General features: G+C 48.3%; 17 protein-coding genes. 13 read left to right on the top strand and 4 right to left on the bottom strand.

What is annotated here, in order from left to right:
• The first annotated feature begins 110 nt into the window (after positions 1 to 110).
• The 3 genes from lldR to RIN69_RS09930 all read left to right on the top strand — a co-directional run bounded on the left by lldR (position 111) and on the right by RIN69_RS09930 (position 2,622).
• The gene (gene lldR / locus RIN69_RS09920; RefSeq protein ID WP_390902505.1) at positions 111 to 908 is read left to right on the top strand and encodes a transcriptional regulator LldR; all 798 of its coding nucleotides are present in this window, start codon (positions 111 to 113) and stop codon (positions 906 to 908) included.
• A complete protein-coding gene (gene lldD / locus RIN69_RS09925) occupies positions 905 to 2,047 on the top strand; it encodes an FMN-dependent L-lactate dehydrogenase LldD (protein ID WP_313857155.1) in 1,143 nt (380 codons plus the stop codon). Before lldR ends, lldD begins: the two co-directional genes overlap by 4 nt.
• Before the next feature lie 317 nt (positions 2,048 to 2,364).
• Positions 2,365 to 2,622: a biofilm development regulator YmgB/AriR family protein gene (locus tag RIN69_RS09930; RefSeq protein ID WP_313857156.1), complete on the top strand. Its 258-nt coding sequence runs from the start codon at positions 2,365 to 2,367 to the stop codon at positions 2,620 to 2,622.
• 16 nt (positions 2,623 to 2,638) lie between these two features.
• Here the strand turns inward: RIN69_RS09930 and RIN69_RS09935 are convergent, their stop codons facing one another.
• Positions 2,639 to 2,842: a hypothetical protein gene (locus RIN69_RS09935; protein WP_313857157.1), complete on the bottom strand. Its 204-nt coding sequence runs from the start codon at positions 2,840 to 2,842 to the stop codon at positions 2,639 to 2,641.
• Between the two features lie 363 nt (positions 2,843 to 3,205).
• Between RIN69_RS09935 and ycgZ the strand changes: the two genes are divergently transcribed.
• The 3 genes from ycgZ (at position 3,206) to RIN69_RS09950 (ending at position 4,412) form a co-directional block, all read left to right on the top strand.
• Entirely contained in the window at positions 3,206 to 3,451 is a 246-nt protein-coding gene (ycgZ, locus tag RIN69_RS09940; RefSeq protein WP_313857159.1) for a regulatory protein YcgZ, read from the top strand.
• Between the two features lie 197 nt (positions 3,452 to 3,648).
• Positions 3,649 to 3,942 (top strand): hypothetical protein, encoded by a 294-nt coding sequence (locus RIN69_RS09945; RefSeq protein WP_313857160.1) that lies wholly within the window; start codon positions 3,649 to 3,651, stop codon positions 3,940 to 3,942.
• A gap of 215 nt (positions 3,943 to 4,157) precedes the next feature.
• A complete protein-coding gene (locus RIN69_RS09950) occupies positions 4,158 to 4,412 on the top strand; it encodes a biofilm/acid-resistance regulator YmgB/AriR (protein ID WP_313857162.1) in 255 nt (84 codons plus the stop codon).
• 108 nt (positions 4,413 to 4,520) lie between these two features.
• Here the strand turns inward: RIN69_RS09950 and RIN69_RS09955 are convergent, their stop codons facing one another.
• A complete protein-coding gene (locus RIN69_RS09955; protein WP_313857163.1) occupies positions 4,521 to 6,551 on the bottom strand; it encodes a choline transporter in 2,031 nt (676 codons plus the stop codon).
• Positions 6,552 to 7,069: 518 nt separating this feature from the next.
• Here RIN69_RS09955 and RIN69_RS09960 point away from each other — a divergent pair.
• The 3 genes from RIN69_RS09960 to RIN69_RS09970 all read left to right on the top strand — a co-directional run bounded on the left by RIN69_RS09960 (position 7,070) and on the right by RIN69_RS09970 (position 8,941).
• Positions 7,070 to 7,720, top strand: coding sequence for a DUF421 domain-containing protein (locus tag RIN69_RS09960; RefSeq protein WP_313857688.1), 651 nt, complete (start codon positions 7,070 to 7,072; stop codon positions 7,718 to 7,720).
• A 57-nt stretch (positions 7,721 to 7,777) separates the two neighbouring features.
• Positions 7,778 to 8,179, top strand: coding sequence for a hypothetical protein (locus tag RIN69_RS09965; RefSeq protein WP_313857164.1), 402 nt, complete (start codon positions 7,778 to 7,780; stop codon positions 8,177 to 8,179).
• Positions 8,180 to 8,362: 183 nt separating this feature from the next.
• Entirely contained in the window at positions 8,363 to 8,941 is a 579-nt protein-coding gene (locus RIN69_RS09970) for a C40 family peptidase (RefSeq protein WP_313857167.1), read from the top strand.
• Between the two features lie 25 nt (positions 8,942 to 8,966).
• Here RIN69_RS09970 and RIN69_RS09975 read toward each other — a convergent pair whose 3' ends face one another.
• Positions 8,967 to 9,863, bottom strand: a complete 897-nt coding sequence (locus RIN69_RS09975) for a LysR family transcriptional regulator (RefSeq protein WP_313857168.1) — start codon at positions 9,861 to 9,863, stop codon at positions 8,967 to 8,969.
• A gap of 94 nt (positions 9,864 to 9,957) precedes the next feature.
• Between RIN69_RS09975 and RIN69_RS09980 the strand changes: the two genes are divergently transcribed.
• Both RIN69_RS09980 and RIN69_RS09985 read left to right on the top strand, forming a co-directional pair.
• The gene (locus RIN69_RS09980; RefSeq protein ID WP_313857169.1) at positions 9,958 to 11,250 is read left to right on the top strand and encodes an MFS transporter; all 1,293 of its coding nucleotides are present in this window, start codon (positions 9,958 to 9,960) and stop codon (positions 11,248 to 11,250) included.
• Between the two features lie 26 nt (positions 11,251 to 11,276).
• Positions 11,277 to 11,441 (top strand): Rpn family recombination-promoting nuclease/putative transposase, encoded by a 165-nt coding sequence (locus RIN69_RS09985; RefSeq protein ID WP_313857170.1) that lies wholly within the window; start codon positions 11,277 to 11,279, stop codon positions 11,439 to 11,441.
• A gap of 102 nt (positions 11,442 to 11,543) precedes the next feature.
• Here RIN69_RS09985 and RIN69_RS09990 read toward each other — a convergent pair whose 3' ends face one another.
• Positions 11,544 to 12,410, bottom strand: coding sequence for an EamA family transporter (locus RIN69_RS09990; protein ID WP_313857171.1), 867 nt, complete (start codon positions 12,408 to 12,410; stop codon positions 11,544 to 11,546).
• A gap of 1,093 nt (positions 12,411 to 13,503) precedes the next feature.
• On the opposite strand from RIN69_RS09990, the gene RIN69_RS09995 reads away from it, so the two are divergent.
• On the top strand, positions 13,504 to 14,043 hold the full coding sequence (locus tag RIN69_RS09995; protein WP_390902506.1) for a fimbrial protein: 540 nt from the start codon (positions 13,504 to 13,506) through the stop codon (positions 14,041 to 14,043).
• Positions 14,044 to 14,193: 150 nt separating this feature from the next.
• Positions 14,194 to 14,946 carry a fimbria/pilus periplasmic chaperone gene (locus RIN69_RS10000; protein ID WP_313857172.1) on the top strand — a complete coding sequence of 251 codons (753 nt, stop codon included), beginning with the start codon at positions 14,194 to 14,196 and terminating at the stop codon, positions 14,944 to 14,946.
• Positions 14,947 to 14,986 lie beyond the last annotated feature (40 nt).

Raw genomic sequence — 14,986 nt, forward strand, 5'->3', positions numbered from 1 at the left:
GGCTGCAGGGTTGCATGCCAATCACACCAGATTAACATTACTGTTTCATCACGCTTATTTGGTAGGACCAATATTGGTATTGGTCTGTTGCCAGTTGAACCGTCAGGAAAATGATGAGCAGTAAACACTCTCCTTCGCGTCCGGCAGACTCTCTGGTGGTCAGGCTGAAAGCATTGATCGATGAAAGAAAACTCCTCGCCGGAATGCGGCTGCCTGCCGAACGCCAGCTGGCGGCCGAACTGGGCGTATCACGCTCGTCACTGCGCGAAGCGATTCAGCAGCTAATCAGCGTTGGCATGCTGATCAGCCGACGCGGAGACGGTACCCGACTGCGTGAACCCATTGTGCCCTGGACCGATCTGAATATTGTTGAGCCGTTACGTCAGCTGGTTGAAGACGATCCGGACTACCGCTACGACATCCTTGAAGCACGCCATGCGATTGAGGCGAGTACCGCGTGGTATGCCGCGCTCCGCGCCACCGAAGCCGATAAACAGCAGCTGAAATATGCCTTTGATGCCACGCTGAAACTTAAAGACAGTGATGATCCGGCACTGGCCGCGCAGGCGGATGTGCGCTTTCATCTGGCGATTGCGGTGGCTTCGCACAATCTTGTGCTGTTGCAGACCATGCGCGGTTTCTTTGAGCTGATGCAGTCGACAGTACTGCAAAGCCGCCAGCGGATGTATAGCCAGCCGCAGATTTTTTCCCAACTGACCGACCAGCATCAGGCGCTGTTGCAGGCGATCCTCGATGGCGATGCCGAAGCGGCACGCCAGGCGGCGATGAGCCATTTGGGCTTTGTCCACGACACGATGAAAACCTTACATGAAGACGAAGCGCGTCAGCAGCGATTGATGCGTTTGCCGGGTCACGCACTGAAACAACATAAGGAAGACGAAAAATGATCATTTCCGCTTCAACGGATTATCGGGCGGCAGCGCAGCGCAGACTCCCGCCGTTTCTGTTTCACTATATTGATGGTGGGGCTTACGGTGAGCATACGTTGCGGCGTAATACTGCGGATTTAGCCGATATCGCCCTGCGCCAGCGCGTGCTGAAAAATATGTCGGCACTGAGCCTGGAAACCACGCTATTCGGTGAAAAACTGGCGATGCCGGTGGTGCTGGCACCGGTCGGCCTGACCGGTATGTACGCACGCCGTGGTGAAGTGCAGGCGGCGCGCGCTGCAGAGAAGAAAGGGATTCCGTTTACTCTCTCGACCGTCTCGGTTTGTCCGATTGAAGAAGTGGCACCGGCTATCGATCGCCCGATGTGGTTTCAGCTGTATGTGCTGAAAGACCGGGGTTTTATGCGCAACGCACTGGAGCGTGCGCAAGCCGCCGGCGTTAAAACGCTGGTGTTCACGGTTGATATGCCGGTGCCTGGTGCGCGTTACCGCGATGCTCACTCTGGCATGAGCGGGCCAAACGCGGCGGCGCGCCGCGTGCTGCAGGCGATGACGCATCCGCAATGGGCGTGGGATGTCGGCTTAAACGGCAAACCGCACGATCTCGGTAACGTTTCGGCCTACCGCGGCAAACCGACCACGCTGGAAGATTATATCGGCTGGCTGGGAGCCAACTTCGATCCGTCGATCTCATGGCAGGATCTGGAGTGGATTCGTGAGTTCTGGCAAGGGCCGATGATCATTAAAGGCATTCTGGATGCCGAAGATGCTAAAGATGCGGTGCGATTTGGTGCCGACGGCATTATCGTTTCTAACCACGGTGGTCGCCAGCTGGATGGCGTGCTTTCCAGTGCCCGTGCGTTGCCGGCGATTGCCGATGCGGTAAAAGGGGATATGACTATTCTTGCTGATTCCGGCATTCGTACCGGCCTCGACGTGGTGCGCATGATTGCACTGGGTGCTGACAGCGTGTTGTTGGGACGCGCATTCATCTATGCGCTGGCGGCGGCGGGCGAAGCGGGGGTCGTCAATCTGCTGGAACTGATTGAAAAAGAGATGCGCGTGGCGATGACGCTAACCGGTGCGAAATCGGTCGGCGAAATCAGCCGTGAATCGCTGGTCTCATTGCCAACCTGACGGTGCGTAGTCATCCATGTTATGGCGTGGATGACTAAATGATGAGCGCGGGTAACGAGGCATTGTAGAGGATAAGTTAAAGAAAGTTGTACATCCTGATTAAATAGATTGTTTATGTTATTCAAATACTTAGTTAAAGTTGAACATAAAAAACAGCTCCGACCAGATAAATAAACGCGGATGAAGTTGTACAAAAATAAGATTGTTGTATAGATTTATTTCGTGTCAACACAGTATGTTGATTAACGATCCCTTTTAAAGTTGTACATCAGCGCCAGCTTTGCTGGCTGAGCAACTTAACTTTTGAGAGTTTGAATATGCATGCAAAAATTGCCGCGAAAGAATATAGCACAGAGACACAAATCACTGATTATTTTAAAAACACTGATGATCTTTACCAAAGCGAATATGCGGTTATTGATTCAATTTATCAGGAGCTGTTCAGCTTAAAAATCAACGTCAGAACCAGTGATGTGATTTTACACCTGATTGATAAGCTAGAGCGTGAAAAAGATGTGGTCCAGGCGGATATCTACCGTAAAGCCCTTGAGCTGGTGGTTTCTCAGGGGAAATGAATTACCCGGTTGCCGTTTAGCGCAGATCTTCGATCACGACACGCCTGGCTAACAGGTAGACTCGTTTTTGTTGTTCACTCGAGGCCTGCGCACCTTGCAGCTGCAGAATCAGGATGATATTACGCGGCTCGATGGCCTGACCGGATTTTATTAGCTGAAATACTGCTCTGCCAATGACTTCCAGGGCTAGCTGGCGATGGTTGAGATTACTGCCTTGCACTTTCCCTCCGGCTTATGGGTATGCATACAGTATATCACCAGATATTCATCTGGACTATTTCCCCCGGTAATCTTTGTATTGCGGTCGCAGGATAACGCGACCAGCAGCAGATTAAATGACTGCACCTGGTGCAGGCAGAAAGCAAATTTGTATAATTTTTTTCCTGTTCACCGCCGATTGTTCCGCGGGATTATCCAATACAGGATGAGTTAACTCCATGTTATCGTTGAGTTAGCACTTTATGCATAAAAATCATTTCGGTAGTTAATCAGAATTCCTGTACATGTTTTACAAATCTGTATAACTTAGCCTCCCAGGCAGACTTGGGTGCTTATTGAACTTTACTCCTTTGAGGGCAGACACATGCGGCAGAATGGATTTAACCCTAAACCAGACCAGAACATTGCCCAATATTTTAATGAGGCCAGTTTACCGTCTCAGCAAGAGACGCTGGGTCTGATCGTTGTTGAGATTCTGCGTGCCGGTAAAAATATTAATCGCAAGGCAATTTGTGCAAAGTTACTTACCCGTCTGGAGCTGTGCAGTACCCAGGAGCAGGAAAGACATTATCAGGAACTTATTGGTATGCTGTTTGGCCGTGGAGACTGAGTAATACGCTGTTATGTTTTCAGAATTACTGTTGTGCCCACCCCGATTATTCAGCCCAAATATTCTGACAGGTCTGTGTTCGCCTGGAGTCTTTTCTCCGCCGGACCCGACCTGGAATCGCTTAAGCGAATCCCGCTCAAGTAACTGTCTCTGACCACCCAGGGGCGCGTAACTGATTCAGATTCAGAGAAGCTGTTATGAACAGAAGTGATGAAGAAAAATTAACCGATATTATGATGGGCGAAGCTGTACTTACGCTCATCCGTGCCGATGGTGTGATCAGCAACGCTGCTTTGATACATCAACTGCAATTAATGGCGAAAGCAGAAGTTGATGCGGTGAAACGTCGTGCCTGCCAACGCGCAATTCACGAAGTGAGAGCCAGCCAGCCCGACACTCAAAACCGTATGACGCATGAAATACGTGACAGAGACAACGTCGTGCATTTGTTTACCAGCGACGGACCCGCTGACGGTACAAAAAAACACTGAGCAGAAACGGAAATCTCATTCTATGCTTTTATCCGGGGTAAACCCTCTGATAGTCAGAGAGTTAACCCATGATCGAAACAACTAATTTGTGTCGCGGGAGGGGTAGTCATGCTACCTCACCTGAAAGATGCTGCACGACAGCCGGATAGCGATTTATTGGCATATACGTTTTGCAGCCCGGCCGGATGAACTATTTAGAGTCTGAGGAATTACCCATGCAGCAGTCGTCTACTGAAAGTCAGCTTTCTGATTACATTGATAACGTCGGTGGAGAGCATTCAGCCGAAGCTGAGTTTATTGGTGCAGCTATAAAGGAAATTGTCGCTTCTGGAAATCACGTGACCAATAAAGCGGTTATCCTGAAGCTGATTGAAAAACTGGAAACCACGTCAGACCCGGTTACGCAAGATATCTATCGTGAAGCGCTGGAGCTTGTTGTGAGCCGTACACCTGACGATCCGATGTTCTAGTACGTTGCATCGACTGTTCCCCGTAATTCCCCCTTCCTGAAGAAATATACACTGTTAGTCACCTGAACAACGCAGGCCAGATAATAATCTGGCCTGCGGTAGGCTTATTTACACATTCGGGAAGGTGATATTGTTTCCCGGTGCTTCACGATGCAGGTGGATGAAGTTCAGGTGGCGTTCATACTGATCAAGAATATCAATAATCACCTGATCTTTACTGTAATCCATCAAATCATTGCCCTGACTGCCCTCAAGCAGGAAAGTCTCCAGACGGTAGTAGGTGGATTTACCGCTGCGTGCGCGGTAGGTAAAGCCCGGTACTGAATACTGCTGCGGCCAGACCTGATAAACAAAATCCTGCTCTTCACCCAGATTCACGCGTAATTCCAGGTGGCCCAGATTTTCATCATCAGCCGGTGGCATTTTCTCCAGCGTCACTTTTCCGCCGCGCAGCTCGAGTTCTTTAGCCACATCCTGCATGGCAGGTAACATCACGGTTTCCATCATCTGTTGGGTGTAGCGCGTGCCCGGATAATTCATTAAGCGAGAAAGACGTTTTTTCCAGCTCAGTCGATCCTGTCCGCTGACCAGATAAGGCGCAGTATCGCGATTCGCACTGACGCGTCGGTAGTCTTCTACTTTCAATGATTTATACAGTCCTGCCATCACAAAGAAGATCACAAAGCTAAACGGAAGCCCCATAATTACCGTGGCGTTCTGCAGTGCAGTAATGCCGTTGGTTGACAACATCCCCAGCGTCAGCACACCAATGGTGATCGACCAGAAGATACGCAACCAGTTAGGCGCATCGCTGTTGATATCTTTAAGCTTCGAGGTGAAATTACCCAGCACCAGCGAGCCGGAGTCGGCAGAGGTCACATAGAACAGCATACCGGTGATGGTAGCGACTGAGGCACTGAGTTTAAACGCCGGATATTGCGCCAGCAGGCTGTAAAAACCGCGTTCAGCATGCGACATCACTTCCTGTGCGAAACCGGCATTACCGTGGATGATCTCATACAGTGCGGCATTACCAAATACCGAGAGCCACAGCAGGGTAAAGGTAAAGGGTATGATCAGGGTGCCAAGCACAAATTCGCGGATGGTACGGCCGCGTGAGATACGCGCCAGGAACAGGCCAACAAACGGTGACCATGCCACCCACCAGGCCCAGAAAAACAGGGTCCAGCTGTTCATCCACGCAGTGGGGCGATCAAAAGCAAAGGTATTCAACGTCATACCCATAAAGCGATTAATATAGTCGCCAACGTTAAGCACCAGCGCGTTAAGCAGGAACTCGGTATTACCGGCGAACAGTACGAACAGGATTAGCCCCAATGCCAGTGCGACATTGAGTTCTGAAAGGATACGAATACCCTTATCAACACCGGAGGTGACGGAAATGGTCGCGATCACCACCGACAGGACTATTAGCGCAGTCTGTGCGCCTAATCCTTCGGGCACATCGAACAGCACTTTCAGACCGTAGTTTAGCTGCACTACGCCGATGCCAAGCGTTGTGGCAATACCAAAAATGGTGCCGACTACCGCCGCGATATCCACCGTATGGCCAATCGGGCCATTAATGCGCTTACCAAAGATAGGGTAGAGCGCTGAGCGGATGGTCAGGGGCAGGTTGTAACGGTAGCTGAAATAGCCGAGCGCAATGCCCATCAGAGCATACATCGACCAGCCGGTCAGACCGTAGTGGAACAGTGTCCATACCATTGCCTGACGCGCAGCTTCAAACGTCTCTCCTGCGCCTTCAGGCGGTTGCATATACTGGGTGACAGGTTCTGCGACCGAGAAGAACATCAGGTCGATACCGATACCCGCGGCGAACAGCATCGCGGCCCAGCTGAGCACGCTGAATTCCGGTTTTGACTGCTCCGGGCCGAGCTTTATCGAGCCAAAGCGCGAGCAGGCGACAAATAGCACGAAAACAATATAGACAGTCGCTGCTAACATGTAATACCAGCCAAATGTCGCTGATACCCAGTTAACCGCCTTCAGAATCCATCTGGCTGACAGATCGCTGTAAAAAATAGTCATTAAAGAAAACGCTAAAATCAGCCCGGCTGAGGTGTAAAACACCACAGGGTTGATTTTGTCTTTTTCTTCGGCAGGTGGATTGTTCATCAATTACCTCTGGTTAAGCTATTACAAATATCTCAGTGAATAAGACTGACACGGCATACAAAATCTGGAAATGGATATAACCCTTCAAATCATCCGTGTACTGGGTGTTTATCACAGTGGTTAACAGACAATAATCCTGGCACGCCGTTTCGTTTACGCCTGAAATTATTCACCCTTTCAGACTAACAGCTATGGTGGTTATATTGAACGGTCAATATAAAAAACTTTAGCCGGTTGACTTTTTCGAGACTGATATAATTGGCGGCCAATGCCGCAGAATACGTGGCCTGATGCAATTATTTAATCAGCAGCAGCGGTAAGCTGGCGCGAGGAAATAAGCGCTCCGTTGCTTAATTTTTAACCACAAATTACGACTCATCGGGTAAAGCAATGCAGAGATGGACCGAATGTCTTATCATAACTACTCGCGCGGGAAGCTCATTTTTCGCGAATTATCCCGCGATTCCTCAGCTACCAGCAGTGCTGTTACCCGGATAGATCAGCAAGAGAGAGACACAGTGGAATACTATGGAATAGTTTTAGTAAAATTTATTATTGGTTTTTTTATTGTCATTCTTCATCTTAATCTGTCAGGTAAAACTCAGTTGTCCCAAATGACCCCGGTAGACTTTATTGGTAACTTTGTGCTGGGTGGGGTGATAGGTGGAGTGATATACAGTGATACTATCCCACTTTATCAGTACCTTATTGTATTGCTTATCGGCGTTAGCTTAATCTCGCTGCTTAATTCAGTGACCAAGCACATCAGCTTCTTTCGAATCGTTGCCATTGGAGAACCGATACCGATTATCAAAAAGGGTCGGTTTATGATGGAGAATATCCTTCAGAAACAGAACAAAATCGATATTCTGAATATCACCTCACAGCTTCATTCTCAGGGCGTTCACTCATTTCAAAGCGTGGCCTATGCCCAGATTGAGCCCAACGGTCAGCTGACGGTGATCTGTGACGAGGAAGTGATGCCTTCAGTGATTATTATGAAACAGGGAAAGGTAAGGAGTTATGCGCTACATTCGGTGGATAAAGATGAAGAGTGGCTCAGTGATGAAATAAATAAAAGAGCGATTCAGCAAGAAGAGATATTTATCGCCGAGTTCTGGGAAGGAAAAGTGATTTTTATCCTCAATGACGGCGAAGTTGTCCATTAAGCTGGCCTGACTGCCTCTGCACAGGTTCAGGCATTGTAGTTAAGAACTGGAGTCGTAATGCCATCAGAAAGAGAGTTAATTGCTCACCGCAGCGTGATTGAACTGCATCAGTGGATTGAAGCGGTTTTTACCGGCCGCGACGGTTCACCGTCCATGTTGGAGAAACTGCTCAGTAGCTTTAGCGCGTCGTTCAGCATGGTGACCATCAATGGTCAGCTTATTGGACTGAGCGAAGTTGAGGCGCTGTTCAGACGTAACACGGCTGCACGCCCGGGGTTGCGTATTGACATTGATGCTTGTGAAACGCTGGCCGTCACCGCAGAAAGTGTGGTGTGCCGCTATCGTGAAACGCATTATCATCAGGAGAGTGTCCTGGCGCGCTGGTCACTGGCAATCATTGATATTGATAACGGGCAGCCCGCCTGGCGCTATCTGCATGAAACGGCGATAGCGCCGTGATCAGGTGACGGCAGAGCGACGGCGCTTTTCCGTTATCGGTGGAGCGCATAACAGCGCTGATAAATTAATGTCATTATCTGTAAATTTCAGTCATTTTATCAAATATCTTAGTGCTGGAGTTCGACGGCTCCAGTATTTAAGATGCGTTCCCAGACAGCTAAACCCGACAAACTGGCGCAGGGAATGACAAATCTAAAAATCTTTAACCGTTTAATCGTATTGTCATTTCTGACGTTAGCGGGTTGTTCTTCTCATAAGCCTGCTGGCACACAGCAAACCCACAATCGCCCCTCATCTGACACCCTTAGTCGCAGCAAAAATACCGATCTTATTCCGGTTATTGCTGCACTTCACGACCAAATGCACTCATGGCAAGGCACGCCTTATCATTGGGGGGGAACCGAACTGACCGGCGTCGATTGTTCCGGATTTGTCTGGCGCACGCTTAAAGACCGGTTTAACCTTCCGATGGAGAGAGTGACCACCAGTCAGCTGATCCTGATGGGTAAAAGAATTGAACCCGCGCATCTGCAACCTGGTGATTTGGTTTTTTTCCGTATTCATCGCCAGATGCACGTTGGCTTTTATGATACCGACAAACATTTCCTTCACGCATCGGCAAGTAAAGGCGTGATGCGCTCTTCGCTGAATAACCCTTACTGGAAATCCGTTTTTCTCGAGGCCAGAAGGCTACCGAAAGAGAAGGGCGCGCAGATTTCCTTTAATTACGCCGATGATGAAAATAAGCTGGCCAACAATTAAGCTTATTGCATAGGATTGCCGTTTTTTAATCGTGGTTCACAATTGAGTTGACCAGCTGATAAAAATTCTCGGCCGCCGGGGAAATATTCTGCTTATTCAGCGCGATTGAGAGCGTTATCGCTGCCGCGGGATGGCAGAGTCGACGATATTTCACTCCTTCCAGATGAAACTGGCGAGTAGACTCAGGAACCAGAGAGACCCCCAGCCCAGCTGACACCATCGCCAGTATGGAAACGATATGCGGTGCTGGCTGCTCTGATGCGGGGGTAAACCCGGCTTTTTCGCAGGCTCTGAGCGTGGCTTCACGCAGGCTGGTACCGAGGGTATCAGGCGTTAACACAAAACGATCCTGCTGCAAGGTTTTTAAATCCAGCCGGTCGCTTTGGCTGGCTTGCGGATGCTCAACCGGCAGAGCAGCAATCAGTGGTTCGTCGAATAATGAAAACAGCTGGATATTATCCGCAACACGCTGCGGCGCGCGCAATAAAGCAACATCGATTTGCCTGGCGGCTAATTGTTCCATCAGGGCGAGAGAATTTGCTTCATTAACATTCAGTTCTACCTCAGGCCACTGCGTCCGGAAACCGCGTATCGATTCACGTGTCAGCTTATGAAGCGCCACGGTTCCGGTAAATCCCAGGGTCAGCGAGCCAGTTTCGCCACTGGCTGCGCGCGCAGCCGCAATTTTTGCCTGCGTCATCAAATCCGGAATATGTTTAACCGCCTCATAAAATGCCTTGCCGGCCTCGGTCAGCACTGCACCAGAGGAGGTGCGCTGAAACAGTTGGGCCCCAATCTCTCTTTCCAGATCGCGAATTTGCATGCTCAGAGGCGGTTGACCAATGCCTAGTTTCTCGGCGGCGCGGGTGAAATTGCTCTCTTCTCTGATCTGCAGAAAGTAGCGTATATGACGAATGTCCATATGTTTAATATATCTCAGGTGACTTTTCCATATATTGGATTAGTGGTTAACTAAAATCTACAATTTCGACTCATTCCGCGATCAGGAGCCAGTAATGTTGTCGAATCCCACCAAGGACGCCTGCAGTGAGGTTAATGGCGAAGTCAGACCGTTTTCTGCTGCAGAGCCGTTAGCGCAGAATGTTGCAGAGGGCGATCAAGGGATTGTGCGTGGTACAGCGGAATATCGTCGCGCGGGTTTGGCACTGTTTCTGCTTGGATTCGCCAGTTTTTCGTTGATCTATTGTGTGCAGCCGTTACTTCCGTCCTTCGCCAAAAGTTTTCATATCTCTCCGACACAAAGTTCTCTGGCCTTATCGCTGACTACCGGATTACTGGCAATATCTATTTTGTTATCCGGCGCCTTTTCGCAGGCGTGGGGACGGCGTGGCGTAATGTTTACTTCAATGGCGCTGGCGTCGTTGCTGAATCTGGTTGCCGCGTGGGTACCTGAATGGCATCAGTTGCTGATTGCCCGAGCGGCAGAAGGTGTTATTCTCGGCGGCGTACCGGCAGTTGCGATGGCGTGGCTGGCAGAAGAGATTCATCCCGCTCACCTTGGTAAAACCATGGGGTTGTACGTGGGCGGCACCGCCTTTGGCGCCATGATGGGCCGCGTGGGAATGGGGATGATGACAGAATTCTGGTCGTGGCAGGTCGCCATGGAGATTCTGGGTGTGCTCTGCTTGCTATCAGCGCTGGGATTTATCCTGCTGCTGCCTCAATCGCGTAATTTCAGCCGAAAACCCGGAATCAATCTCAGATATCATCTGCAAACCTGGGGGCAAAACCTTAAAAAACCGGGTTTGCTGAAAATTTATGGCATTGGATTTATCCTTACCAGTATTTTCGTCACGCTGTTTAACTATGCTGCGTTCCGTCTTTCCGCTGCGCCATTTAATTTTAACCAGACACAGGTCAGCATGATCTTCCTGGCCTTTGCCTTTGGTATTGTTGCTTCATCGCTGGCCGGAAACCTTGCGGATCGCTTCGGTAAGCGGCCTTTACTGCTGGTCGGTTTTGGCTTGATGTTTATCGGCGTATTACTGACCTTACCCAATATGCTTGGCGCGATTGTGGCCGGTATCATCCTGGTGACTTCCGGTTTCTTTATCAGCCATGCCGTTGCCAGCAGCTCAATTGGTCCATTGGCGGGCGCAACGCGAGGTCATGCCTCCTCACTATATTTGCTGTTTTACTATATGGGTTCCAGCTTAACGGGTTCCGCAGGGGGAGGATTATGGCAGCACGGTGGCTGGCATGCGATTACGCTGTTAACCGCATCGCTGGCGATAGTCGGGCTTTTATTGACCCTGACGTCGTCAAAAAGCATAAAATTGAAAGGTTGAACTGGCCGCAGGGATTCAGTAATTCGTTGCTGGCTCAGCCGAACTACAGCAGCTGTTTTCCGCTGGCAGATATTACGATGATCTCTGACGATCGGATCGACAAGCATCGGGGAGTGGCATTACTGGAAATGATGCAGAAGCATATTTACGACCGCAATTTGCTGGCCATTGCCGACCAGCCGGGCAGTTAAATGGCGAAGGGGGGCAAAAGGGCGGGCATCGGTGTGATATAAAAATGACCGGTTTATCCAAAAGTGATCCGGCAGTAATTTCTTATCAATACTGCGTTTAATTCAGGCTGTAGCGCGACTGTTCAGCCAGATCTGCAGGAATGACGCGCCGGTGCCAATAATCAGCACTGATAAAAGTTGCAGCGTAAACTCGCCACCAAACAGCATCTCAAACATATAAGTAATAAGCGGTAACATACTCAGGCACATCATTGTTACCAGTGGGGAAGATCGCTGCATACCCAACTGCATAAAATACATCGGCAGAACGACACCAATCAGCACCAACCCTAAGGAACGTATTGCATCGCTAAACGCAATTTTTTCTGACGGGAACGTCATCAACAGGATAAGCGAAATCAGCCATGTCAGATGAAATCGCCACGCTAACACAACAACAGGCTTAATCCCGGCAGATTCTGCTTTTTCACTATTCCATGCCACCAGTGCAGCACCCAGAGCAGCAGCGATGGCCAGTAAAATGCCTGAAACAGTATTGAAATCTATCACGCTGCCATTTTGCAGCCTGAGTGCAACAACGCCGCAGATCAGAATAAGCAGTGAAGTCATAATCGCTGACCAGCTCACGGATTTTTTATAAATCAGTAAAGAAAGCATCACTATCCAGATCGGACCTGCGGCAGCTTCAACTAACGCAGAGATGGAAGCGGGAATTAGGGATATTGAGACGTAAAACGCCACAAAAGCCAGCGCAGTACTGATATTTAATCCGATCAGGCAAGGGATGTGTTCTTTTTTAACTGTTAACTTTCTTATCCGCATCAATATAAAGTAGACGACACTACACGCGATAAAAGCCATCATGACAAAAAATAAGATGGCAGACGTCCCCATATTTCGGGTCATGAAGCCATAGGCATAGGACTGTAACAGAACAGACAAAATAATTGAGAGTGTATATTTATTCATCAGCTTTTATTCCCTAAAGTCAACAGTTTAAAGTCCATTTTTTTGGAGTGCTGAATTTGCCTGAATGAGTTAAATTATTGAAATTTAATAAAATACGTCACATGTTTTCAAGTTGGCAGGCTGCTCTACAGAGATTTAATATGCTCAGCAATCCTGATGAGCAACTCATTGAGGTTTATCCTTGTTTAACTCTTGTAATATGGCTTATATCCTCAAGAACATTACAGTACAACATTGCATAAATGATTATCAATACAAATGTTGCTGTTTGGACACTACCAGCTAAAGCAGCGGGGGTTGACTGCTGGTGTAGCATTATCTTGAAAAGTTACACTGAGCTGTAACAGTCAGCAACCGTTATTTCAGAAAATGGATTTCTCCGAGATCTGGTATGTCGCAGCTCAAAGGTTTAACCACTACTCCAGCTTAAACCGCAAAATGAGATGCTTTTTTCATAAGATTTTTTTTATAGCGTACATGCATAATTTCTGCAATGTAATGTGAAAGTGTCTGGAGTCAAGATTAATACGAGAATCAATAGCGGCTCGCTATCATTCAAGTTATAACACTTACTGATCAAAAATCTAAGCGTGAGCGGAAATATCGCTCTATCTATCTTAAAGGGCATTATGGTTATTAATAATCTCTTTTGAAATTTGCTATTTATAACGGGGATGTGATTATTATCTTTTATGCTGGATGTTTCTGATTGATGATTAAAATTAATGGCGTGATCCAGGAAGGGTTATCATCAGTAAACTAAAATCCTTTTTTATCATCCGGATGTATTATGTTAATAATTATGCGTGCTTTGTAATATTGTTGTTTGTTTAATTGTGATTAATTGTTGATATTTTGATCTTTACATTATCCGGTGTGATTTATACATAATCATTAAACTTCTATATAGGAATATTCGTATTATTATTTCCAACGAGTAATGCTAAGGCATAATAATCAGCAGTTAAGTTGCCTGAAAAACTCACAGTGAAGTGACATGTTTTACAGCTATTAAATCATCAATGTATTTACTCGTTACATGATTATCGCATATTGCGGTAGATATTCTGATTAATGACAGAAGGGTAAAGAAATGATGCTGAAAAAGTATTCTGTAGCATGTGGAGCACTGGCTTCGTTAGCTGTACTGCCTGGATTAGCATTTGCTTCCAGTAATACCATCTCGTTTCAGGGTGAAGTCGCCGCTCAAACCTGTGGCATTTCAATTAATGGCGTTGACACCTCGCCCGTGGTTTTGTTGCCAACGGTGAGCACCGCGCAGCTGGATACTTCCGGTAAAAGTGCCGGAGCAACCACTTTTGAAGTGGGTGTCAGTGGCTGTACCGGTAGTGCGGAGGGGATGAGCTTTTCTACCGTGTTTGTCGGTAATCAGGTCACCAGCGCGGGCAATCTGGGCAATACCGGAACGGCGGGAAATGTAGAGCTGCAAATTGTCGATTCAACCGGTGGCAACATCAACTTTACCAACGGCTTTACCGGAAATCGCGACCTGGTGCTGGGCGCTAATCAGACCAGCGCAAGCTCAACCTACACCGCGCAGTACTTTTCAACCGGAGTAGCAACACCCGGCAGCGTGATGGCGACCATGCAGTACGCGATATCCTATCTGTAAATCCAGAGGGTCTGTTTCAGACCCTTTTTTGCCGTACGACCTGCCAGAAAGCTGACCAGTTTGTTTAAATTTCCGGATGTTTCTTAATCCTTCACTTATAATTGTCATACGCCAATGTATATGCTTGCTTCTGCTCAACAGGGAATGCGTATGACTTATCGTAATTCGTTGTTTTTGTTATTTTATAGCGCATTATTTGCGTTTTTCAGCATGGCGAGTGTTTCCGCCTGGGCCAACGTTACGATGACCGGCACCCGGATTATTTATCGCAGCGATGCACGATCTGTCGACGTCAATCTGTCCAATCAGAGTAATTTTCCCTTTGTGATTCAAAGCTGGTTTGACGAAGGCAATATCAATGATGGCCCGGAAAGCAAACGAAATATCCCTTTTGTTGCCTCGCCCGCGTCATTTCGCATCCAGGCTAAGGCCGGTCAGGTAGTGCGGATTTCTCACACCAATTCCCGTCAGTTGCCGCAGGATCGCGAATCCGTGTTCTGGTTTAACTTCCAACAAATTCCTCCTTCCAACATTGCTGGCGCAGCAGCCGAAGGCCAGAATAAAATGCTGGTGGTTTTGCGAAATCGGGTGAAATTATTTTATCGACCATCGCGGTTGGGCAATCCACCCTCAAATATTTTCCCCACCATCAAGGTTGCGCCGGCACGGGATGGACAACGCAGCGGTGTGGTCATCACCAATACGCTACCGTTTTATCTGAACCTCGGCCGCATTCAACTGAATGCCACAGGCGTTGCACTGCAGGCGACAGCCGATATGGTGCCACCTTTAAGCAGCCGCACCTTCTGGTTTAATCGTGCCGCACCTGCCGGTAAAAATACTATCAGGCTGACAGTAATCAACGATCAGGGAGCGAGAATTAGTGGGGATTTCCCGTTATAAACGGTCCGTTCATCGTTTAACGCATGTCGCGACGTCAATA

The organism is Winslowiella toletana (assembly GCF_032164335.1).
Classification (GTDB): Bacteria; Pseudomonadota; Gammaproteobacteria; order Enterobacterales; family Enterobacteriaceae; genus Erwinia; species Erwinia toletana_A.